Raw genomic sequence first — 22,079 nt, 5'->3', positions numbered from 1 at the left:
GTACCCGCTAAGTACCTGGCCCCTTGCCAGGATTAATCAAGCAGCGTGAGCTTTGATTTTGCCAGGGGCGGGTTTTTAGAAAAGTAACGCCGCAAGCCTTGGAGAATCGCGGCGGCCATACGCTCTTGATAGTCTTCGTCGTTGAGACGTTTTTCTTCGTCCGGGTTGGAAATGAAGGCTGTTTCAATCAGGATGGAGGGAATATCCGGCGCTTTGAGCACAGCAAACCCGGCTTGTTCAACCTGCCCTTTATGCAGCGTGTTGATGTGGCGTAATTCGCCCAGCACGGCTTGGCCCAGTTTTAGGCTATCGTTGTTCGTGGCGGTTTGTGATAAATCGAGCAAGGTGCGGGCAAGGTAGGGGTCTTTAGCGCGGATATTCACACCACCGATTAAATCAGCGTCATTTTCTTTTTTGGCCAGCCAACGTGCTGCAGAGCTACTGGCGCCGTGTTCAGACAGAACAAACACGCTCGATCCACGCGCGGTCGGTTTAACGAAGGCATCGGCATGCACAGAAACGAAAAGATCCGCTCGAATGCGGCGCGCTTTTTCAACGCGCTGGTTCAGCGGAATGAAAAAATCGCCATCGCGGGTGAGCATTGCACGCATGTTGGGCACGGCATCAATTTTTGCTTTTAGCCGCTTGGCGACAGCCAGCGTGACATTTTTTTCGTGGCTGCCGCCTTGGCCAATCGCTCCCGGGTCTTCGCCGCCATGCCCAGGGTCCAGCATGATGGTCACCAGCCGCGAGATTTCTGGTGCGGTAGCGCCGTTCGGATGTTGCGTTGGGGCTGCCTCTGGCTTTACCGCAGGTGCCGCAGCGGATGTTTCCCCGGTGCGGTCGGATACTATCGCTGGCGGCTCGATTTTTGGTGGCGCGGTTTCAGGCTTGTCAAGCAGGGCCATCAATGGATCGATCGGTTGTGCCGGATAAAGATCAAGCACCAGCCGATAACCATATTCGCCGACCGGTCGCAATGAAAATATCTGTGGCTTTACTTCGGCCTTTAATTCGATCACCAAACGCACCACACCCGGTCGATTGCGGCCGGCGCGAATGAGTTTGATGTACGGATCATTGTCAAGAATTTTTGACGGCAGGGATTGCAGGACAGCATTGAATTCAACTCCCTCGAGATCGACTACCAGTCGATCAGGATCTTTCACCAGCAGGGAGGTAAATTCAAATGGCTGGTTGTGTTCTAGCGTGACGCGTGTGTAGTCTGCCGCAGGCCAAACGCGCACAGCCAGAATACTGGTTATCGCCATGCCACCAGCGCCGACTTTTGTTACCCACAGCGTCAGGCTGGCGGCGGCAAACTTGAGGATGTCGCGGCGCTTGGGGTAGCGATGCCGCAGCAACGGGTCAGACATAGGCGGCCGCGTGCGCTGGTGGCATGGCAAAAAGCTTCACGGTGCGCGACGGGTGAATTGGTGGGCGATCCTGGCGTGGTAACCACCCGCAGTTCAATGTGGATATCTGCGGGCGGAAGATACGGCGCGGCCTGGTCTGGCCATTCGACCAGACAAACTCCGTTTCCTGAAAAATATTCATCCAAGCCCGCATCAAGATATTCTTCCGGCTGATTGAGTCGATAAAAATCAAAGTGATATAAGTTTAATCCAGAAATAGCATGAACTTCAAGCAAAGTATACGTCGGGCTTTTGACCGGGCCTGTTTCGCCCAGGGCGCGCAACAGGCCGCGAACGAAAGTGGTTTTGCCCGCGCCAAGATCGCCATGTAGCCAGATCACCAGACCGGGCGTCAGGCATTGATGAGTTGCAAAACGTGCACCAAAAGCCAGCGTCGCCGCTTCATCGCACAGAGAAAACTGGGTTGCTAAAGTATGATGCGCATCATGCATGATCAGTGGCATACAGTGAAAGAAAACATACGGCGCTGGGGCCGCGAGTTAGGTTTTGACGCCATTGGCTTTTCTCGTGCCGAGACAGGTGAGGCAGCCGCTCAGTTGGCCGCCTGGCTTGCCGCCGGGTTTCACGGCGAGATGGATTATATGGCGGCGCATGTGTCAGAAGTCGGCGCTAAACGGGCACTGCCAACCGAGCTTGTGCCGGGCACGCAAAGCATTATCACGGTGCGCATGAATTACCGGCCTGCCAGCGCCGATGCAGAAGAAGTTCTGGCGGATACGCAACGTGCCTATATTTCACGGTATGCCCTGGGTCGCGATTATCACAAGGTGATGCGCCCACGCTTGCAAGCATTGGTTGATCGCATGACAGAAGCACAAGGTGAATTTGTGCATCGCGTATTTACCGATTCCGCGCCGGTGATGGAGGTACAGCTGGCAAAGCAAAGTGGCCTGGGCTGGCGCGGCAAGCATACCTTGTTGTTGGATCGCGCTGTGGGGTCGTATTTCTTTCTAGGTGAAATTTATAGTGAATTGCCACTGCCACCCGATACGCCGGTGACAGATCACTGCGGCAGCTGCACGGCCTGTATTGATAGTTGCCCAACCGAAGCCTTGGTAGCACCCTATCAACTGGATGCGCGACGTTGTATTTCCTATCTGACCATCGAGCTAAAAAACAGCATTCCAGAACCCTTGCGAGAAAGCCTCGGTAATCGCATTTATGGTTGCGACGATTGCCAGCTGGCTTGTCCGTGGAATCGCTTTTCGCCGCTGACGCGCGAAGCTGATTTTGCGCCTCGCCATGCCTTGGATGAAGCAACATTAGTCGAGCTCTTTGCCTGGACGGAAGACGAGTTCGCTGAGCGGATGGCAGGCTCGGCTATTCGCCGCATTGGGTATGTGCGCTGGTTACGCAACATCGCCGTGGCGCTAGGAAATGCGCCCACGTGTGATGATGTGGTCCGCGCCTTGCGCGCGCGAGAGAATGATTCCTCCGCTTTGGTGCGCGAGCATGTTGCCTGGGCATTGGCGCGCCATCAGTCAAGCCGCTAAGAGGCAAGATCATTAAGCGCGCCCGTTATGAGACAAGTGTCGTTATTTAGCGGGAGCGGTCTCAGCAAGCCAGGCCCGGGCAGGCGCCTCTTCTTCGAAGACACGTACATCGGCCTGCACGAAGAGCTGCGATAACCAGGCGCTCCATGTCACCCATTGGCTGCTGGTGAGTACCGCAATGCGGTTGAAGTCGTGTGTATGCGCGCGCGAAAAGCGCACTTCTTGCCACGCGACATCAATCGTCACTCTGAGCATTTCGCGCACATCCACGAGTAGATCCACTGGACCCGTAAAGCGTATTTTGTAAAGCACGAGCTCTTCGAATTCTTTGAAGTCGGCCAAGGTGAATTCGCCGAGTATGGCGAACTGAACAAGGTGATCGGTATGTTGAATGGCAATCATGAGGTGGTCCTTAGGTGGAATGGAGCTGCCAGTCGGCGGGTGATACCCTGTCTTTAAAGCAATACCTTACCTCAAAATACAACGGGCTCGCACCGCGAGCCCGTTGAGTAATACGGAATGGTAATGCGCGATTACTTTTTGGGTTTTTTCTTGCCTGATACTGCTTCTTTGAAGCCGGAACCTGCACTGAATTTTGGCACAGTGGTTGCGGCGATTTTGATCGTTGCGCCGGTTTTTGGATTTTTCCCCGTACGTGCAGCGCGCTTGGCAGACTTAAAGGTACCAAAGCCTACGAGCGTTACGGTGTCACCCTTGGAAACAGCTTTGACAACGGCGGCAATAATGCTATCCAGAACTTTGCCAGCAGCTGCTTTGCTGACGTCGGCTCCGGTAGCTGCAATTTCAATCAGTTCAGCTTTATTCATTCAAAAATACCTCCAGAAATTTGCGGGCAGTTTACCCGAGGAAAATTCTAACCACATTTTTCAAGCTTTTTTATGCATTTAGCGTAAGGTTTTTTGCAATGATTCCCCCCCCTAGGCAAACACATGATTCGTAGACTACAACAGATTGTCCCGGTGTGACAGCCCATTGCGGTGCAGCAAAAACAACCTCGCATTCAGCGTTGGAGAGCCGCTCGATCTGGCAAGCTGCATCGGGTTGCCGATAACGGGTTTTGGCTGCATACACCCAATGGGTGTGCGGCGGCCTGTTGGAAATCCACGAAAGATCAGTTGCCACAAGGCTTTGCGAGAATAAAACTGGGTGGTCGTGGCCCTGTACGACGTAGAGAATATTGTGGCTCATGTCTTTGCTGGCCACGAACCAAGGGGCTTCAGGGGCATTTTTGACCCCGCCAACTCTTAAGCCTTCGCGTTGTCCCAAGGTGTAATACGTTAGACCTTCATGGCTGCCAATGACCTGATCTGTGCCAAAAATTCGTATTTCACCGGGTTGCTTGGGTATATAGCGCGCAAGAAATTCACGAAAAGGCCGCTCGCCAATAAAGCAAATGCCGGTGGAATCTTTGCGTGCATGATTCGGTAACCCCGCCTCAGCAGCTATTTTTCGCACATCGCGCTTATACAGATGGCCGATCGGAAATAACGACTTCGCCAGTTGTGCCTGATTGAGCCGGTGCAGAAAATAACTTTGATCCTTCGTGCCGTCTTCCGCTTTGAGCAGTTGCCATTCACCCAGAAATTGCCTCACCTGAGCATAATGCCCCGTAGCAATTTTTTCTGCGCCCAGGGCCAGGGCATGATCAAGAAATGCTTTGAATTTGATCTCTGAGTTACACAGCACATCAGGATTGGGCGTGCGGCCTGCCTGATACTCACGCAGAAACTCTGCAAACACCCGTTCTCGATATTCGGCAGAAAAATTGACTGCTTCAAACTCTATGCCAATGACATCGGCAACTGCAGCGGCATCTACCAGGTCCTGGCGGGATGAACAGTACTCATCCGTATCATCACCTTCCCAGTTTTTCATGAAGAGGCCAATCACCTCATAGCCTTGTTGTTTGAGCAGCAAAGCGGCTACTGCTGAATCTACGCCGCCAGATAGACCAACAACTATTTTTCCTTTATTACTTTTAGGCACCAGGACCTCCATAGTTAAACCATTCGGCGAGCGGCAAAACAATCGCCGGTTTGCCGTTATCCACGTACCAGCTATCTACGGCAAAGCGTGGCCGCTGTGTTGTCGCAACCGATGTCGCGTTCATTGCGGCAAGCGGCATTTCTTCTATGGTTGCTGTGAAATGCTGAAATATCCAGCCGCGCCGAGTCGCGGCGATGACGTGATGAAAGTGTAGCGCATCGCGTTGTTCAAGCAAGCGGAGAAATCGCGTGGTTGTGGTCGAGTGATCAATACAATCCATGGCTCCTTGCACGCCTGCGTCGGCGAAATTTCCGCCATGGTCGGCATGAATGGGCGTCTGCTCTCCCGCCCAGGCATAAAGCACCCCGATCACTTGCGCCAGCAGAGTACGTTCTTCGGCCGCATTGTGTGCAGCGGCTAAGATCTGTGCGACGCTGTTTAATTGTTGTGAAGAAAATTTCACAGTGGATTGCGTGGCGCAACCGTAATTAAAACAGATGGAAACAGATTCATCGGCGTATGACGATGTCGTCAAAAGCACAAGTAAGAAAAGCAAACGACACATGGAGGCAGGTGCAGTAATTTCGGCAGTTATTCGTAATGCCGAATAATTTCCAGCGGAAACCGTTGGCCACTCAGATAATCCGTCACGCATTGCCAGATTAACGGGCTGCGATGATGGGCTTGGGTAGCATGAATCTCGTCAGGCGTCATCCATACTGCGCGCACGATGCCGGTATCGAGCGCTCGGTGTGCGTCATGCTCACCCAATACGCCGGCGAAGGCAAAGCGCAGATAGGTGATGTCCCGTTGTGGGCGGGGCCATTGGTAAATTCCGATCAATGCTGTGGGTGTAAAGCCCCAGGCGGTTTCTTCCAGCGCTTCGCGCGTGCAGGCGGCGATGAGTGATTCGCCCTCATCGAGATGGCCGGCTGGTTGATTAAAACGCAGACCGTCAGCGGTTTCTTCTTCGACCATTAAAAATTGCCCGGCACGTTCTATGAGCGCGGCAACGGTCACATTAGGCTTCCAGGGACAGTTCATCGAGCGATTGTGATGATTAGTGATAGGCGTATTTTAACGCCCCTGTTAAAATCCAAGCTTCAACTAACCGATTGCTGGAGATCCCCCATGTCCATGGCCGACCGCGACGGCTTCATCTGGTACGACGGAAAGCTCGTCCCCTGGCGTGAAGCCAACACCCACGTTTTGACCCATTCGCTGCATTATGGTCTTGCTGTATTTGAAGGCGTGCGTGCGTACAAAACCGTTTCTGGTACAGCCATTTTCCGTTTGCAAGAGCATACGGACCGCTTGTTTAATTCAGCGCACATCTACCGCATGCCTATGCCGTGGGATAAAGCGACGTTGATGGAAGCGCAAAAAGAAGTGGTGCGCGCTAATCAGCTGGAATCCTGCTATATCCGCCCGATTGCGTTTTATGGCTCGGAAAAAATGGGTGTCTCGCCGCGTGGCGCGCAAACCCATGTGGCCATTGCCGCCTGGCCTTGGGGTGCCTATCTTGGCGAAGATGGCATGGAAAAAGGCATCCGCGTCAAAACCTCAAGCCATGCGCGGCATCATGTTAACGTGAATATGTCACGTGCGAAATTTTCTGGCACCTATGCCAATTCCATTCTGGCCAACATGGAAGCGACAGAAGATGGTTACGATGAAGCCTTGCTGCTGGACGTTGACGGTTTTGTCGCCGAAGGGGCTGGGGAAAATCTTTTCATGGTCAAGGATGGCGTGATCTACGAGCCAGAAATTGCTTCGGCGCTGATTGGTATCACGCGTGGTTCGGTGATTGCTTTGGCCAATGAACTGGGCTACAGAGTGGTTGCCAAACGGTTGACGCGCGACGATCTCTACATTGCCGATGAAGCGTTCTTCACCGGCACCGCAGCTGAAGTCACGCCAATCCGCGAGCTGGATAACCGCACAATTGGTGCGGGGGTGCGTGGCCCGATTACAACGCGCCTGCAAAGTCTGTTTTTCGACGTGGTCAACGGCCGGGTGCCCGCCCACGCCGATTGGCTCACACCTGTTTGAGGTTCTTACCATGACCGCTCCGGATGACAACAAGGATGATAGTCAGCGCGAAGTCACTATCACCGCAAAAGATCTGCCACTAGCCTGCCCGCGCCCTGGCTCGCCGCTGTGGGCGCGGCATCCGCGGATTTACCTTGATGTGCTCAAAGCGCCGCTGGGTGAAGCGGCCTGCCCCTATTGCGGCACGCTGTACCGTTTTACCGGCGCGCGGCCCAGCGGCCATCACGGGTGATATCGCGCGCGTGAAAATTCTCGTTGTCGCACCCTCCTGGATTGGCGACACCGTGTTGTCGCAGCCGCTGCTGACACTGCTTAAACAGCAGCATCCGACAGCTCGCATTGAGGTGTTGGCGCCGGTTTGGTCTGCACCGTTGCTAGCGCGCATGGCCGAAGTGGATGCCACCATTACCAGCCCGTTTGCGCATGGCGAGTTTAGTTTTTGGGCACGCCGCGCACTCGGCCGCCGAATCAGGGAAAACTCGGCGCTGGCCGAGTTTTCGCATGCCTACGTGTTGCCAAACGCATGGAAGTCGGCGCTGGTGCCTTTTTTTGCGGGTATTCCTCACCGTATTGGTTATCACGGCGAGGCGCGCTACGGTTTGCTCACCGAGCGGCATCGGCTCGATACCTCCCTGCATCCACAACTGGCGCAGCGTTATGCCGCTTTGATCGGCCCGCTGCCTGACACGCTGCCGCGCCCTGTGCTACAGTCTTCCCCGGCGCAACAGGGGGCCGTGCGTCGCACGTTGGGCCTGCCCGAACAAAGTGCGCCGGTGATTTTTTGCCCGGGGGCAGAATATGGGCCCGCCAAGCGCTGGCCCACCTGGCATTTTGCGACGCTGGCACGGCGTATTGTTTCCCCTGATACTCCGGTCTGGCTGCTAGGCTCTGGTAAAGATGTGACCATCGGTGAGCAGATCGTGCAGGCTTCGGGCGGTGCGGCGATCAATTTGTGTGGACAGACATCGCTCGACCAGGCTATTGACCTGATCGCTACCGCACGCGCTGTGGTGACGAATGATTCCGGCCTGATGCATGTGGCCGCCGCCCTGGGTCGCCCCCTTGTCGCCCTGTATGGTTCATCTTCGCCGACTTATACGCCGCCGCTGTCGCCCGTTGCGCAAATTGTCCGACAGAATTTGCCCTGTAGTCCCTGCTTCAAACGAGAATGCCCGCTTGGGCATCTCGATTGCCTGAACGGGCTCAAGCCGGATAACGTAATCAAGTACCTACCCTCGTGAGCCCGTCCGACAATACAATTTATTCCACCCCGCAAGATGCTGAAAGCGCCTTCTATGAAGCGCTGGAAACGGGAGATCTGGAAGCCATGATGCGTGTCTGGTCTGAAGACGAAGAGATCGTCTGCGTTCATCCTGGTGGGCCTGCGCTCATAGGCTACCGTGCCGTGCGCGAAGCCTGGCAGCGCATTTTTTCGCATAGCGGCCGGTTAAGTTTGCGGGTGGTGCAGCAAGTGGCTTTTGTCACTCCCTTCGCGGTGATTACCCATGTGCTGGAACATTTCAGTCATGCGGGGGACGAGAGTATTGCCGCACCGGTCGCTGCGACAAATATCTATACCCGCGGCGCATTGGGCTGGCGCATGGTCGGGCATCATGCCTCACCTGCACCGCCAGATAGCCAGCACGAGATGCCGAAAGTTTTGCACTGAGTTTTTGTCTGCGTTTTACACCAAACTTACGCTGATTTTTCGCTGATGAACCTTCCTGACCCCACCATCCGCGTGCCACGTTTTCAAGCGGCGCGCTGGTTACGTGGCGCACATCGGCAGACCATCTGGCCTTTACTCATCAAAGGGCCGCTGCCTCGCTATCGCCGGCAACGCTGGGATACGCCGGATGGCGATTTCATCGATCTGGATTGGATAGACGGTGCGCCAGGCCAGCCCTGCATCGTGTTGTTCCATGGGCTGGAGGGCAGCTCAAACAGCGCCTACGCACGCGGCCTGATGCGCGCCATACACGCGCGCGGTTGGCATGGGGTCGTGGTGCATTTTCGTGGTTGCTCTGGCGAGCCTAATCGCCTGCCACGTGCATACCATTCAGGCGATGCCGAAGAAATTAACTGGATTTTGCGCCGGATACATGCGCTGCATTGGCCCGCACTATTTGTGGCCGGTGTATCACTCGGCGGCAATGCCTTGCTCAAATGGCTGGCGGAAAACGCACATAGCGGCGAAGCGACTCGCCTGCTCACGGCGGCTGCTACAGTCAGCGCACCGCTGGATTTAGCTGCTGCAGAAGGCGAGCTTGCGCGCGGGATCAAGCGCGCGTACGCCTGCTATTTTTTACGTAGCCTGGTTCCGAAAGCGCTCGAAAAAGCGGTGCGATTCCCTGGTCTGATCGATGTTGCCGCAATCAAACGCAGCCGCACGCTGCGTGAATTTGACGAAGCGGTCACCGCGCCGCTGCATGGTTTTCACAATGCCACGGATTATTACGCCCGCGCAAGCGCCGGGCCTTTGTTGGGCGTGATCAACACGCCCACGCTGCTGTTGCACGCGCACGATGATCCGTTTTTCCCCCTCAGCGCCTTGCCAGCCGCGAATGATTTGCCCCGGGCGGTGACGCCGGATTTTCCTGCGCAAGGCGGTCACGTGGGGTTTGTGCAGGGCGCGTGGCCAGGCAACATGACTTGGCTACCGCAGCGTTTGCTGGCTTATTTTGATCGTCACATTGCATGTAATCTGCGCATGCCATAATTGAATCCTCCCCCTGCGCTTTATTTATTCAAGATGAAAAACCCTGCCCCCGAGATTTTTAAAGCCTATGACATTCGCGGCATTGTCGATAAAACGTTGACTGAAGACGTGGTGCGTTTGATTGGTCAAGCACTGGGTAGCGAGGCGCGTGACCAAGGTGTCAAGGCCATAGCCGTTGGCCGTGATGGCCGGCTGTCTGGTCCGGCACTGTCTGCCGCCCTGGCCGAAGGCATTCTGCGCACGGGGGTAGATGTTATCGACATCGGGTGCGTGCCCACACCGCTGAGTTATTTCGCGGCCCATGCGTTGGGTACCGACAGTTGTGTATCAGTCACCGGCAGCCACAATCCGCCGGATTACAACGGTCTCAAGATGGTTCTGGCCGGGCAAACCCTGTATGGCGAGATGATTCAAAGCCTGCGCCACCGTATCACCAGCGCCGACTTTTCGCGTGGTAAAGGCACCCTTCGCCATGCGGACGTGCGTGAGCAATATCTCGAGCGCATCGTGAGTGATGTCAAACTGGCACGGCCGATGAAAATTGTGATTGACAGCGGCAACGGCGTGGCCGGGGCGATTGCGCCAGAACTCTTCCACCGTCTCGGCTGCGAAGTCACCGAGTTGTTCTGCGACGTGGATGGCCACTTCCCCAACCACCATCCCGATCCTTCCAAGCCGGAAAATCTCAAAGATGTGCAGCGTGCGCTGCGCGAAACCGATGCCGAACTTGGCCTGGCGTTTGATGGCGACGGTGACCGCCTTGGTGTGGTGACCAAAGAGGGTGAAATTATTTTTCCTGACCGCCAGTTGATGCTGTTCGCTGCTGATGTGCTGACACGCAACCCCGGTGCACAAATTATTTACGACGTGAAATGTTCGCGCTGGGTGGCCGAATCAATCCGCTTTCAAGGCGGCAAGCCCTTGATGTGGAACACCGGCCATGCGCTGATCAAAACCAAGCTGAAAGAAACCGGCGCGCCGCTGGCAGGTGAAATGAGCGGCCACATGTTTTTCAAAGAGCGCTGGTACGGCTTTGATGACGGCCTTTATGCCGGCGCGCGACTGCTCGAAATCGTCTCGCGCTGGCCGGATGCGAACTGGCCACTAAAACATTTACCCACTGCGCTGTCTACCCCCGAGATCAATATCAAGATGAACGAAGGTGAGCCGCACAGGCTGGTAGCCAGGCTGCAAAAAAGCGGGCGCTTCCCCACCGCGCGCGAACTGATCACCATCGACGGCGTGCGCGCAGAATATGCCGATGGCTTCGGTCTGGTGCGCGCCTCGAACACCACGCCAGTGGTGGTGCTGCGCTTCGAGGCGGATGCGAAAAAAGCGTTGAAGCGCATCCAGAAAGAATTCAAGACAGCGCTAGAAGCTGCCTGGCCCGGCATCAAAACGGATTTTGGCAGCTAAGCTTTCAGTTCCAATTGATCCCTGAACAAGTTCGACCTATATCGTTTATCTTTCTGCGGCACCGTCGATTCGCGCCAAGGTAGAAGACAGGCCTTGGGCTATTGACGCGTTGTCATTTGCGCTGTGAACAGTCGGCGCTGGTAAGACGGTGAAGTTGAGGTGTTGCAAGTGTGTCATGTTGCGACACGTTATTGCTTCGGATTGAATTGCCACACTCGAGTAGGTCATCACATAAGTGGCAAGTTCGAGCGCAGCCTTTTGGCCACATCAATTGCCAGAGTGCGGACAACAAGCGCCATCAGGTGTCATTGCTTTCGACTGTTCCGGTTTCGTCCTGTGCATCCAAACCGATAACTTCTGCGTATACAAAAATGATGCTCCTTGGAAGCATCCTTGACGGAGAAAAAAATGCGCAAAAATAGATGGGCAAAAAAGGTTGGTCAGTCGCTGTTGGTCATCGGCTTGACGGCTGTAGCAACGGGTTCATCCGTATCAGCCATGGCTGATACGGGCGACAAACTGCTGCTGACCGGCGGTGTGAGCCAAGTGGAAGGCGCAGCGGGCGGTGGACTGACGCCCTGGGCGTTTATCGGCGGTTATGGCACGGACGACCAAATCGGCGGCAATACCTTCGCCACCGTGGTCAAGACGGGCGATTTCCGCCTCAATACCTGGGGCGCACTGGTCGGTATCCATGACCGGGTTGAGCTTTCCTATGCAAAACAGCGCTTCGATACGCTGGCTGCGGGGGCTAAGCTCGGTATCGGGCAAGGTTTCATTTTTACGCAGGATGTCTATGGCATCAAGGTGCGCGTGGCGGGTGACGGCGTTCTTGAACAAGACAACCGGATGCCGCAGATTTCTGTCGGCTTGCAGCATAAGCAGAATAACCGTGGTGCTCTAGTGCGGGCGCTGGGTGCGAAAGACGACGAAGGGACTGACTATTACGTGACGGCTACGAAGCTGATACTTGACCACAATTTGCTGCTGAATGGCACCGTGCGCATGACCAAGGCCAACCAGATGGGCATTCTCGGCTTCGGCGGTGACAAGTCCAACGGTTACAGGGCGCAGACTGAGGTGTCGGCAGCCTGGCTCGTGAACAAGAGCGTGGCCATCGGTGCCGAATACCGTACTAAACCGGACAACCTGAGCTTCGCGCACGAGGACGACTGGTTTGATGTATTTGTCGCCTGGGCACCGACCAAAAATGTGTCGCTGACGATGGCTTACGCTGACCTTGGCGACATTGCCACCATCAAAAAACAACGGGGTGCCTATGCCTCCGTGCAGATTGGCTTCTAATCAGGGACCGCGCCATGAAAAAAATTACTTTGGTACTGCTAAGTACTGTCTTTTCATTCAACGTCTACGCCGCTGTCGGCACGGACTATACCCAGCCTTACACCAATGATCAGCTCTATTTTGAATTCGGCAAGAAGGAGGGTCTGGTAAACATTGTGGACGACTTCATGATCAACCTGCTGGCTGACCCACGCACCCGTACTTCTTTCGAAAAATTTGATCAGGCGCGCATCAAGGCGCAACTTGTCGAGCAGTTCTGCGAAATCCTGGGTGGTCCCTGCAAATATGCTGGTGCGCAGATGAAGCCTATCCACGCCTCGCTGAATATTGACAAGGCGCAGTTCAACGCGCTGGTTGAGGCTTTGCAAAAAGCCATGGACAAGCATCAAGTTTCCTTCGATACGCAGAACAAATTGCTGGCGAAACTTGCGCCTATGCATCGCGACATCATTACTCGCTAATTCCACCCACTTCCATTAAGGAGCTATCCATGTTGATCGAAACAAAAATGCAGAAACTTGTACAACCGAATCGTCGCGATTTTCTTGGCAAGAGCGGACTTGTGTTATCCGCAGCGGCTGTTGGCGTGCTTGCTGGGAATGCTTCGCTGGCACGTGCGAAGGCCAACCCGAAGGGTGATATCGCCCTCCTCAATGTTGCATTGGGGCTGGAGCACGAAGCGATCGCCGCCTATCAGGTCGGCGCTGAAAGCGGCCTGCTCGACAAGGGCGTGCTGGATGTCGCTGTTCTTTTCCAAAGTCATCACAAGGGCCACCGCGATGCCCTGATTGCCACTATTGAAAAGCTTGGTGGCACGCCAGTTACCTCGCAAGCGAATGGCGACTATGCCAAGGCGCTGGACGCTAACGGCCTCAAGTCGCAGGCGGATGTGCTAGGCCTTGCCGCCACGTTGGAACTTGGTGCCGCTAATGCCTATCTGGGTGTTATCCCTTCATTTGAGGATAAAAACCTGGCCAAAGTTGCTGCGCGCCTGGCCGCCGACGAGACGATGCACTGGTCGATTCTTGCCCATGCCATGGGCAAGCCACTGCCATCTGCTGCATTATCTTTCGGCGCATGATCGTGCTGAGATCGCTCCTAGTGCTCGCCATACTGGCCGCTGGGCCAGTATTGGCAGGCGACGGGGCGCATGGTCAGCTGCTCTATGCGCAGCGTTGCTCCGCTTGCCACAGTTTGGACGCCAACCGTGTCGGGCCAATGCATCGCGGTGTCTTCGGGCGTCGCGCGGGTAGCGTCTCCGGCTACGCTTATTCACCGGCTTTGCAGTATGCGACAATCGTCTGGAATGAAAAAAACTTGGATACTTGGTTGGACAACCCGGAACAGTTGCTGCCTGGACAGCGCATGGGCTATAGCGTGCCGGATGCGTCCGACCGGGCTGACCTGATTGCATACTTGCAACGTGAGTCTGGTGTAAATACGCGCTGAGCAGTTGAACCGCTGACCGTAGGGGAGCACATGGTTGATGACGCCTCATCCGATGAGTTGATGCTCCCTTCTTTCAGTGAGTCTGGCGAGACTGGCTGCAATGCAGGTGTCGATTCTTTTCTTGCGCCGGGTTTAGGAGTAGTTCCTCACGGCCATGTTGAGGATTCAAACCTGTGCGGCCTTGTCTATCGTATCGTTAATCAGGACGAGGCCGCACTAGAGGCACTCTATGAGTTGTTAATCAGCCGCGTGTATGGCCTTGCACTGCGTATAACCAGGAATATACCGCTGGCTGAAGAAGTGGCGGAAGACGTATTCTGGCAGGTGTGGCGGCAAGCGCCGCGATTCGATCCCCAGCGCGGTACCACCGTCGCCTGGGTGTTAACCATTGCCCGTAGCCGTGCGCTGGATGCGTTGCGTCGCGTGCCGCCAGTTCAGTTGGAAGCCGACATGACAGCGTTGACAGATGCAGTCGACGACGATTCAACTTACAACAGCGAACCTCAGGATCTTCTTGCCGCTACGCAACGTGAGCAACGTGTGCACTGCGCGCTGGCCGATCTGGAGCCTTTGCCCCGCCAGTTAGTGGCGCTGGCTTTTTTTCGCGGCTTGACGCATGCGGAAATATCGACGCATACTTCTCTGCCGCTTGGCACCGTGAAATCTCATTTGCGCAGGGCGTTAGAGCGTTTGCGGCAGGTGCTTGAACCCGAATTACAGAACAAGGCGGTGCCCTATGAAGTCTGACCAATTCCCACCCTCACCTGGCGAAGAGACCGGCGATGGCAACTATGTCAAACTAATGGATACACTTGCCACATTGCTTGATCCCATCGCACCGCCGCCAGCGCGGCAGCAAGTGCTGCGTCAGCGTCTGAGTGCGCGCATCAACGACAGCGCCGCACGGCATATGGCCTTGCGAGTCCACCGTGCCGCGCAAGGCGAATGGAGCAGGATCAAGGCGGGCGTCGCGATAAAACTGTTGCACCGTAGCCCGAACGGTAACTCCGTGCTGATACGGCTGTCAGCTGGTGCTAGTCTGCCCGTGCATCGCCATCGCTGGGCCGAGGAAGGCATCGTGCTCGATGGTGCTTTTTGTCTGGGTGAGCAGACGCTGACCCGCGGCGACTACCACCTGTCGCGGCAAGGCAGTCGTCATGAGCGTATTACATCGCCACAGGGAGGCATTATCTTTCTGCGCGGCGTGTCGCTTGGCAGCCACTGGGCCATGGTTGAACTCTTGGGTGGCTTACTGCCACATCGTGGCACGCCACCGGTGACTCGGCATGTGGAGGAGGGCACGTGGACAGAGATCGCGACGGGAGTTCAGCAGCATGTTCTTCGCCACGATGGCGGCTGCTATTCGCGCCTTATCCGCATGGCGCCTGGAACACGTGTGCCTGGAGACGATCATGACCAGGATAAAGAGTACATGATGATCGATGGCGACGTTTTCTTCGGCGACATCCTGCTGCATGCGGGTGATTATCACCTTGCCCCTGCAGGTAGCAGTCACAGCCTCATTGAAAGTGATAATGGCGCCCTGTTCTTCGTGCATAGCACAGCGAAATTCTGATGCATTGCCTTGTCTAGATTCAGGGTTGGTTGGATATTAAATACAGCGGGTACGAATGCTGAAGTGTGCAGCTGCTTCTGACGCATTTGAAGCAAGACATCTTCGTTTCATGACTTACCCTCGACCCACGTTTTAACCGACGCAAGCGCTGCCGGCAAAGCGGTTGCATCCGTGCCACCCGCTTGTGCCATATCGGCACGGCCGCCCCCCTTGCCGCCCACTTGAGCGGCAACGAAGTTCACCAATTCTCCGGCTTTGAAGCGGGCTGTCAGGTCGGGCGTCACACCGGCAATCAGGCTTACTTTGCCATCGCTCACGGCGGCGAGAAGAATCACTGCGGATTTGAGTTTGTCTTTCAGCTTATCCAAGGTTTCGCGTAGCGCATTGGCGTCTGCAAGATCCAACTTGGCCGCTAACACGCGGGTGCCATTTACTTCGATGGCTTGCGCGGCGAGATCGTCGCTCTGCTGTGCGGCAAGTTTCGAGGTGAGACGCGCGACTTCTTTTTCCAACAACTTGATGTTTTTCAACATCTGCGCTACACGTTCGACCACTTCCGGCAGCGGTGCCTTGATTTCAGCGGCTACGGTTTCGAGCAGGAATTGACCGGCCTGCACCTGCGCCAGTGCCACATCGCCACACACTGCCTCGATGCGGCGCACGCCGGCGGCGACGCCAGTTTCCAGCGTGATTTTGAACAGGCCGATGTCGCCGGTGCGCGCGACATGCGTGCCACCGCACAGCTCACGGCTGCTGCCGATATCCAGCACGCGGACTTCATCACCGTATTTTTCGCCGAACAGCATCATGGCACCGGATTTTTTCGCTTCTTCCAGCGGCAGGACGCACGCCTGCGTCGCGGCATTGGCGAGAATCTCTGCATTAACCCGCTGCTCGATACGCGCAATTTCGGCGTTGCTCAAGGGCTGCGTGTGGGCGAAGTCAAAGCGTATTTTTTCGGCGTCGACTTGCGATCCTTTTTGTTGCACATGGCTGCCGAACATTTCGCGCAGCGCATGGTGCATGAGGTGGGTCGCCGAGTGATGGCGTGCGGTGCGCGCACGCGCTAGTGTATCCACGTTCGCCGTCACACCAGCGCCGACTTTTAGCGTGCCGGTGGTAACGATGCCGTGATGGCCGAAGACGTCGGCCTGAATCTTTTGCGTATCCTCGACGCCGAAAATCGCCCCGCCGCCGAGCAGTTCGCCACGGTCGCCCGCCTGGCCGCCGGATTCGGCGTAGAACGGGGTGCGATCAAGCACGACCACGCCCAGCGCGCCTTCGGGCAATTCTTCAACTGCCGCGCCGTCCTTGTATAGCGCCAGCACGGTTGCCTGCGTCTCTAACGTTGCGTAACCCTGAAAATCCGTCGCCGCACCGGCATAGTCGACCTGCGCTGCCATGGTGAACTTGCCTGCCGCGCGCGCCTGCGCCTTCTGCCGCTTCATTGCCACATCAAATGCAGCGGCATCGACCGTGACACCGCGTTCGCGGCAGATGTCGGCGGTCAAGTCGAGCGGAAAGCCGTAAGTGTCGTGCAGCTTGAACGCTGTTTCGCCGTTGAACACGACGGTATTGCTCTGCTGCATGTTGGCCAGTTCGCTTTCCAGAATCGCCATGCCATGTTCGATGGTAGCGAAGAAACGTTCTTCTTCCTGGCGCAGCAGGGCCATGATGCGCGCTTGCCCAGCCTTGAGTTCCGGGTAGGCTTCGCCCATTTCGGCAACCAGGTCAGGCACCATCTGGTGGAAGAACGCAGCGCGCACGCCCAGTTTGTAGCCGTGGCGAATCGCGCGGCGGATGATGCGGCGCAGAACATAGCCGCGCCCTTCGTTGCCTGGAATCACGCCATCGGCGATGAGAAAGGACGTCGCACGAATGTGGTCGGCCAGCACCTTGAGCGATGGGCTGTCCATGTCAGCGCAGTTTGCCTCGCGCGCCGCGGCCTTGATCAGATTCTGGAACAGGTCGATCTCGTAATTGCTGTGCACGTGTTGCAATACGGCCGCGATGCGCTCCAGTCCCATGCCGGTATCCACCGATGGCTTGGGCAGCGGGTGCATCACATACTCGTCACCCACTTTCTCGCGGTTGAACTGCATGAACACGTTGTTCCAGATTTCGATGTAGCGGTCGCCGTCTTCGTCGATTGAGCCGGGCGGGCCGCCGGGAATGTCCGCACCGTGATCATAAAAAATTTCGGTACACGGGCCGCAGGGGCCGGTGTCACCCATCATCCAGAAATTGTCCGAGGCATAACGCGCACCTTTGTTATCGCCAATGCGCACCACGCGCTCGGGCGGCACGCCGATGGTTTTTGTCCACAGATCGTAGGCTTCATCGTCCTCGGCGTAGACCGTGACCCAGAGTTTGTCTTTAGGTAGTTTGAAGACTTCGGTGAGCAGCTCCCACGCGTAGTGAATTGCGTCGTGCTTGAAATAATCGCCGAAGCTGAAATTGCCCAGCATCTCGAAAAAGGTGTGATGCCGCGCGGTGTAACCGACATTTTCCAGATCATTGTGTTTGCCACCGGCACGCACGCATTTTTGCGATGTGGTGGCGCGGTTATAGGGGCGCTTGTCGAAACCGAGAAAAACATCCTTGAACTGGTTCATCCCGGCATTGGTGAACAACAGCGTCGGGTCTTCATGCGGCACCAGCGAGCTGGAAGCGACGATCTGATGCCCTTTGGAGGCAAAGAAATCGAGAAATTTCTGGCGGATTTCGGCGGCTTTCATGGCGGTGGGGGCAAAGAGGCAAAATGTTGATTTTACGCGAGCACAGCAAAAAAAAGCCCGCCCAAAGGGCGGGCTTTTGTCGGCGGCAGCGTTTGATTAACGGCGATGTGGATGCTGCTGCATATGATCCTTCATGCCGTCGTGATTGGAGCCATGCTGCCGGTCATGTTTTTCGCGGTAGATGTGACGACTCTGCACATTCTCGGCATGCGCTAGCCGTTTGCGTTCATGCGGCGTGACTTTACTGTCGGCCTTGGCTTTGCTTTCCATGGTTCGCACATGCGCCTGACCCTTTTCAAGATGCGCCGCTTCCCTGGGTGTGAGGGATCCGGATTGCACACCTTGCTCGATGCGCTGTTGCTGATTCTGCTGCCGCTGATCGATGTGGGGCGTACTGGTTTGCGCCAGCACGGGTAAGGCAACAGACAGGGTAAGGGCGGTGACGATAAGACTTGCAGTGTGTTTCATTTTTTGCTCCTTGTATGAAATAACGATGTGTATGGGATAAGCCCATGCGTCAATTAACGCAGCAACACACTGACAGGTAACAACAGAAATGTAAGCAGGTATATGTCGGCTTTACATTTATTCCGGATATGTCGTCCCCGAAGAGGAATTGCTGCGCGGCGCACCCCAAGGGTACTTGCTACGCGGCGTCTCACCAGCACCGGCTTTTTGCATAAAAAAAACCCGATACCGAGGTATCGGGTTAAACCAGTCCTGTGCGGACTGGAGGGGGAAACTAAAACAGGATGAAAATTAAATGGCGCTTGTTTGTAATAGTCCGGGGCATCTCATGATGTTTGGTGATGGACCATAGGTTTGTGGCTCAGTCGGCGCTGGCCGAGTCGGGTAGAAATACCAAACACCCACCACCAGCCAATTTTTTGGTCATGAAGACCGTGATTTCATCTGCCAGCGTCAATTTCGTGATCGTCATAATTTTTCTCAATCAACGTGGGTTAGGGCTGGGCGGCGGCGGGTAATAACCGGGTGGTGGCGCCGATGGCTGCGGGTTTATATATCCCGGTGATTGCGGGCCTTTGCCGACGAATTCAGCGGGCACCGCTACCCGCTCTCCTTGCGCATACATGCATTGGGTGTAGGCATTATCGTATTGCTGCTGCGTGCCATAGGCCGACCTTTGGGCCGCATCGGTGCCCGCCACGCTGCCCATGAGCACCCCCGCGCCGGCACCTATGCCGGCGCCTTCGTGACCACCGATTGCAGCACCGGCAACAGCGCCTACGACAGCGCCCACTGCGGCGCTTTTCAGTGCGGCATCATCGGCCGCCTGATTCGCGCTAGCCCCGCCCACTTGCGCTAAGGCATAACTGCGGCAATCGGCATCATCTCTCCTGAATTGCTCGAAATTCTTCTTGCTGCCAGGCAGGGCCATGGTGCTCGGACCCGTGGGAAGAGACGTGCAGGCAGCCAGCAATACTAAGCTGCAGAGGGTAGTGACATTTGAACGCAAATCCATTTCAGATTCTCCTTTGCTTCTTTACTGCGGCGGAGGTGGCTGTGGCGTAACTCTCTGCCAACCTGAGGGACATGCCTTCACATACGGATAATAGGTTTTAGATTTGCCGCAGTAATACCAGTAGTTGGCCTGCTCCGCAGGAGCAGGCGCTGGATCAGGCTGTTCGATATAAACAGACGGCGATGGCTGTATCACCACAGTTTGCGGGTAATAGGCAGGTGGATAGTAAATGGGCGGGTAATACCAAGGCGCCCAAGGATCAATCGCGATGCCAAAATAGCCATGACCCCAACCCTGGCCATGTCCCCAGTCATGGCTACCATGTCCCCGGTCCGCCCACGCGCTGCCAATCGACGCAAGGCCCAGGGCAGCCATTACAAATAAAAGTTTTAGCGATTTCATTGGTGTTCTCCATTCATAAAGGCATCTCGCAATGCCTCATTTCATGGTTCTCATTGAAGCACCAAGTCACATCATTAGTGTTTCGTGAATAAGATACTTTGTAACCTTTTGTGAGTGCACGCCCTGTTGATTGAATGCCTGGCGTGCAAAGGGCTTGCAGGTTCCCGTGACCTCAGGAGATGTTACAAGACGTTACAAATTGCCTCTGCGCGGAAATACTCCTCGTGCTCTGGACGGGCTAAATTGAGGCCGTTTCCTCACTCAAGCAGTCAACTCCGTGTTCAGCCTCTCGTATCGTCCATCACCACTTTCCACAGTCGTTGTTGACGCAAGCCTTATGCTCAGTAGGCCATCACTTTTTCTGCCGGCCATGGAGCTGGATAACGATTATGTGAATGCCAATCCTCCTGGTGAAGCTGCCGGTGCTATATCCGAAGAATTCAGACCAATATCCCAATAAGACCAGGACTCCATGCGCTCACGATCACCTGACAATACACACACTTCCAGTCGTTTCCTGTTACGGCACTTGGGGACAACTGCACTCGCTCTGGCGGTGTTGACGGGATGCGCATCAAAACCAGTGCAACCCAAGCCTGATGCTAATAAAGTCAAACAGTTTGCCGGGCAGGGTTATCTCACCGATGATCACTACAGTATTGCGACAACCTTCGCTACCTGGGCGATAGCTGATAGCAATTTTGATGTCGCGCTAACGCTGCCTGCAAAGCAGGGTAGCTTTCCCTTGGTGATTTATCTGCCTGGCTTGGGCGAAAGCCGTTCTGCCGGGGAGGTCTGGCGCACCGCGTGGGCTCAGGGTGGTTATGCCGTTCTTGTGGTTCAGCCGCTTGAAGAGGATGCCGCGGCCTGGTCCTCTGCTCAAGCACGGTCAGGTGATTTCGCCGCATTGGCTCGCGATCGGTATTCCGCAAACAGCATGACCAAACGGTTGAATGTGTTGCGCCAGGTAATGGATGAGTTATTACGTCGCTTAGCCTCGAAAGAGGTGCCAGACCGTATTGATACCTCTCACATCGCTATTGCGGGTTACGATCTCGGTGCCTACGCCGCTATGGTTATCGCAGGTGAAACTATGCGAGGTTTCGTGAAACCGGCGCTGCCAATGCCCATTAGCGCTGTGATCGCGCTCAGCCCCTATGCCAGTTTTTCCGGAATGGCTTTCACAGAGCGTTATAGCGCTATCCGTGTGCCGGTGTTGTCGGTGACCAGTAATGATGACTCGGATTCACTCGGCGTGGTCAATTCGCCATCACTGCGGCAGGCGCCATTTGAGTACATGCCCAGCGGAGATAAATACTTGCTGACGATGTCAGACATTCCTCACTCGATGATGAGTGGCAACAAGGCAAAACCAGACGACAATGAAAAGAAGTCATTTGCAGAGAAAGGCGGGCACGGCGGGGATGGAAATTCACAAGGCAAGGGTAAGGGGCATCACGGCACTCACCACAAAAGTAACGGAGATAGTGACTCGACGGGCACTCCAGGCGGAGGCGATATGGCAAGCGGCGTTTATCTGTCGCCCACATCGCAGGCCATGAGCGGAGTAGCCATACAAGGCGTCATGGTTGCCTTCCTCGATGCTTTTGTAAAAAACGATCCCATGGCTCGTGAATGGCTGGGAAAAGATGCGCCGCGCTGGTTAGGAAAAAAGGGAGGGATAAAGATCAGGTAGTGCACATACCTTTGCTCCAGACGCAGCGCGGACGCACGAGACACGCCGCTGTCGAGCAGGTAGGCTGTTATCAACAGGTCATTGAAAAGGAAGTTACCACGTGAATCGCACGACGCAAATTATCTGTGCCACTGTTGGCGTTTTCGTCGGCTCGCTATTGTCCGATGTCTGGTTCGGAGATGGCATTCAATCCAACGATATCAATCAAGCGGCCATGGTCGCAATAGTTGCCGGCATCATTCAGCTATGGTTAACACGAAAGAAGCCACAGACGCCACATTAGCCACACTAGCTACACTAGCCGGAC

General features: G+C 55.5%; 26 protein-coding genes. 15 read left to right on the top strand and 11 right to left on the bottom strand.

Annotation, left to right across the window (positions count from 1 at the left end; genetic code table 11):
• Positions 1 to 32 precede the first annotated feature (32 nt).
• Complete coding sequence (locus PG1C_RS13740; protein ID WP_202635287.1) at positions 33 to 1,376, bottom strand: N-acetylmuramoyl-L-alanine amidase; 1,344 nt, start codon at positions 1,374 to 1,376, stop codon at positions 33 to 35.
• Positions 1,304 to 1,867, bottom strand: a complete 564-nt coding sequence (tsaE, locus tag PG1C_RS13735) for a tRNA (adenosine(37)-N6)-threonylcarbamoyltransferase complex ATPase subunit type 1 TsaE (RefSeq protein ID WP_237218216.1) — start codon at positions 1,865 to 1,867, stop codon at positions 1,304 to 1,306. The genes PG1C_RS13740 and tsaE overlap by 73 nt, the downstream gene beginning before the upstream one ends.
• Here tsaE and queG point away from each other — a divergent pair.
• Positions 1,862 to 2,929, top strand: a complete 1,068-nt coding sequence (gene queG / locus PG1C_RS13730) for a tRNA epoxyqueuosine(34) reductase QueG (protein ID WP_237218215.1) — start codon at positions 1,862 to 1,864, stop codon at positions 2,927 to 2,929. The genes tsaE and queG overlap by 6 nt on opposite strands.
• A gap of 42 nt (positions 2,930 to 2,971) precedes the next feature.
• Here the strand turns inward: queG and PG1C_RS13725 are convergent, their stop codons facing one another.
• The 5 genes from PG1C_RS13725 to PG1C_RS13705 form a co-directional block, all read right to left on the bottom strand.
• Complete coding sequence (locus tag PG1C_RS13725; RefSeq protein WP_202635284.1) at positions 2,972 to 3,331, bottom strand: SpoIIAA family protein; 360 nt, start codon at positions 3,329 to 3,331, stop codon at positions 2,972 to 2,974.
• A 131-nt stretch (positions 3,332 to 3,462) separates the two neighbouring features.
• A complete protein-coding gene (locus PG1C_RS13720; protein ID WP_202635283.1) occupies positions 3,463 to 3,756 on the bottom strand; it encodes an HU family DNA-binding protein in 294 nt (97 codons plus the stop codon).
• Positions 3,757 to 3,826: 70 nt separating this feature from the next.
• On the bottom strand, positions 3,827 to 4,936 hold the full coding sequence (gene mnmA / locus PG1C_RS13715; RefSeq protein ID WP_237218214.1) for a tRNA 2-thiouridine(34) synthase MnmA: 1,110 nt from the start codon (positions 4,934 to 4,936) through the stop codon (positions 3,827 to 3,829).
• Positions 4,929 to 5,399 (bottom strand): hypothetical protein, encoded by a 471-nt coding sequence (locus PG1C_RS13710; RefSeq protein WP_237218213.1) that lies wholly within the window; start codon positions 5,397 to 5,399, stop codon positions 4,929 to 4,931. The genes mnmA and PG1C_RS13710 overlap by 8 nt, the downstream gene beginning before the upstream one ends.
• A 128-nt stretch (positions 5,400 to 5,527) precedes the next feature.
• A complete protein-coding gene (locus PG1C_RS13705; RefSeq protein WP_202635280.1) occupies positions 5,528 to 5,980 on the bottom strand; it encodes an NUDIX hydrolase in 453 nt (150 codons plus the stop codon).
• Between the two features lie 87 nt (positions 5,981 to 6,067).
• On the opposite strand from PG1C_RS13705, the gene PG1C_RS13700 reads away from it, so the two are divergent.
• From PG1C_RS13700 to PG1C_RS13645, 12 genes are all read left to right on the top strand, one after another.
• Entirely contained in the window at positions 6,068 to 6,988 is a 921-nt protein-coding gene (locus PG1C_RS13700) for a branched-chain amino acid transaminase (RefSeq protein WP_202635279.1), read from the top strand.
• Positions 6,989 to 6,998: 10 nt separating this feature from the next.
• Entirely contained in the window at positions 6,999 to 7,220 is a 222-nt protein-coding gene (locus PG1C_RS13695; protein WP_202635278.1) for a zinc-finger domain-containing protein, read from the top strand.
• Positions 7,221 to 7,230: 10 nt separating this feature from the next.
• A complete protein-coding gene (waaF, locus tag PG1C_RS13690) occupies positions 7,231 to 8,229 on the top strand; it encodes a lipopolysaccharide heptosyltransferase II (protein ID WP_237218212.1) in 999 nt (332 codons plus the stop codon).
• A complete protein-coding gene (locus PG1C_RS13685; RefSeq protein ID WP_237218211.1) occupies positions 8,226 to 8,657 on the top strand; it encodes a YybH family protein in 432 nt (143 codons plus the stop codon). The genes waaF and PG1C_RS13685 overlap by 4 nt, the downstream gene beginning before the upstream one ends.
• A gap of 45 nt (positions 8,658 to 8,702) precedes the next feature.
• Positions 8,703 to 9,707, top strand: a complete 1,005-nt coding sequence (locus tag PG1C_RS13680) for a hydrolase (protein ID WP_202635277.1) — start codon at positions 8,703 to 8,705, stop codon at positions 9,705 to 9,707.
• Positions 9,708 to 9,740: 33 nt separating this feature from the next.
• Positions 9,741 to 11,123: a phosphomannomutase/phosphoglucomutase gene (locus PG1C_RS13675; protein WP_202637088.1), complete on the top strand. Its 1,383-nt coding sequence runs from the start codon at positions 9,741 to 9,743 to the stop codon at positions 11,121 to 11,123.
• A gap of 408 nt (positions 11,124 to 11,531) precedes the next feature.
• Entirely contained in the window at positions 11,532 to 12,428 is an 897-nt protein-coding gene (locus tag PG1C_RS13670; RefSeq protein WP_202635276.1) for a DUF3034 family protein, read from the top strand.
• Positions 12,429 to 12,442: 14 nt separating this feature from the next.
• Positions 12,443 to 12,889 (top strand): group I truncated hemoglobin, encoded by a 447-nt coding sequence (locus tag PG1C_RS13665; RefSeq protein ID WP_202635275.1) that lies wholly within the window; start codon positions 12,443 to 12,445, stop codon positions 12,887 to 12,889.
• A 29-nt stretch (positions 12,890 to 12,918) separates the two neighbouring features.
• The gene (locus tag PG1C_RS13660) at positions 12,919 to 13,509 is read left to right on the top strand and encodes a ferritin-like domain-containing protein (protein ID WP_202635274.1); all 591 of its coding nucleotides are present in this window, start codon (positions 12,919 to 12,921) and stop codon (positions 13,507 to 13,509) included.
• Positions 13,506 to 13,877 carry a c-type cytochrome gene (locus PG1C_RS13655; RefSeq protein ID WP_202635273.1) on the top strand — a complete coding sequence of 124 codons (372 nt, stop codon included), beginning with the start codon at positions 13,506 to 13,508 and terminating at the stop codon, positions 13,875 to 13,877. The genes PG1C_RS13660 and PG1C_RS13655 overlap by 4 nt, the downstream gene beginning before the upstream one ends.
• 30 nt (positions 13,878 to 13,907) lie before the next feature.
• Positions 13,908 to 14,624, top strand: coding sequence for a sigma-70 family RNA polymerase sigma factor (locus PG1C_RS13650; RefSeq protein WP_202635272.1), 717 nt, complete (start codon positions 13,908 to 13,910; stop codon positions 14,622 to 14,624).
• Positions 14,614 to 15,453 (top strand): cupin domain-containing protein, encoded by an 840-nt coding sequence (locus PG1C_RS13645; RefSeq protein ID WP_202635271.1) that lies wholly within the window; start codon positions 14,614 to 14,616, stop codon positions 15,451 to 15,453. Before PG1C_RS13650 ends, PG1C_RS13645 begins: the two co-directional genes overlap by 11 nt.
• Positions 15,454 to 15,560: 107 nt before the next feature.
• Here PG1C_RS13645 and alaS read toward each other — a convergent pair whose 3' ends face one another.
• The 4 genes from alaS to PG1C_RS13625 all read right to left on the bottom strand — a co-directional run bounded on the left by alaS (position 15,561) and on the right by PG1C_RS13625 (position 20,076).
• A complete protein-coding gene (gene alaS, locus PG1C_RS13640; RefSeq protein ID WP_202635270.1) occupies positions 15,561 to 18,191 on the bottom strand; it encodes an alanine--tRNA ligase in 2,631 nt (876 codons plus the stop codon).
• Between the two features lie 96 nt (positions 18,192 to 18,287).
• On the bottom strand, positions 18,288 to 18,659 hold the full coding sequence (locus PG1C_RS13635; protein ID WP_202635269.1) for a hypothetical protein: 372 nt from the start codon (positions 18,657 to 18,659) through the stop codon (positions 18,288 to 18,290).
• 484 nt (positions 18,660 to 19,143) lie between these two features.
• Positions 19,144 to 19,674 (bottom strand): glycine zipper family protein, encoded by a 531-nt coding sequence (locus PG1C_RS13630; RefSeq protein WP_237218209.1) that lies wholly within the window; start codon positions 19,672 to 19,674, stop codon positions 19,144 to 19,146.
• A gap of 21 nt (positions 19,675 to 19,695) precedes the next feature.
• Positions 19,696 to 20,076: a hypothetical protein gene (locus PG1C_RS13625; RefSeq protein WP_202635268.1), complete on the bottom strand. Its 381-nt coding sequence runs from the start codon at positions 20,074 to 20,076 to the stop codon at positions 19,696 to 19,698.
• Positions 20,077 to 20,659: 583 nt separating this feature from the next.
• On the opposite strand from PG1C_RS13625, the gene PG1C_RS13620 reads away from it, so the two are divergent.
• Together PG1C_RS13620 and PG1C_RS13615 are read left to right on the top strand one after the other, a co-directional pair.
• The gene (locus tag PG1C_RS13620) at positions 20,660 to 21,772 is read left to right on the top strand and encodes an alpha/beta hydrolase family protein (protein ID WP_202635267.1); all 1,113 of its coding nucleotides are present in this window, start codon (positions 20,660 to 20,662) and stop codon (positions 21,770 to 21,772) included.
• 100 nt (positions 21,773 to 21,872) lie between these two features.
• Positions 21,873 to 22,055, top strand: a complete 183-nt coding sequence (locus tag PG1C_RS13615; RefSeq protein ID WP_202635266.1) for a hypothetical protein — start codon at positions 21,873 to 21,875, stop codon at positions 22,053 to 22,055.
• Positions 22,056 to 22,079: the final 24 nt, after the last annotated feature.

This window comes from Rugosibacter aromaticivorans (assembly GCF_000934545.1).
In the GTDB taxonomy this organism is placed as follows: domain Bacteria; phylum Pseudomonadota; class Gammaproteobacteria; order Burkholderiales; family Rhodocyclaceae; genus Rugosibacter; species Rugosibacter aromaticivorans.
This window is presented reverse-complemented; position numbering and strand designations above follow the sequence as displayed.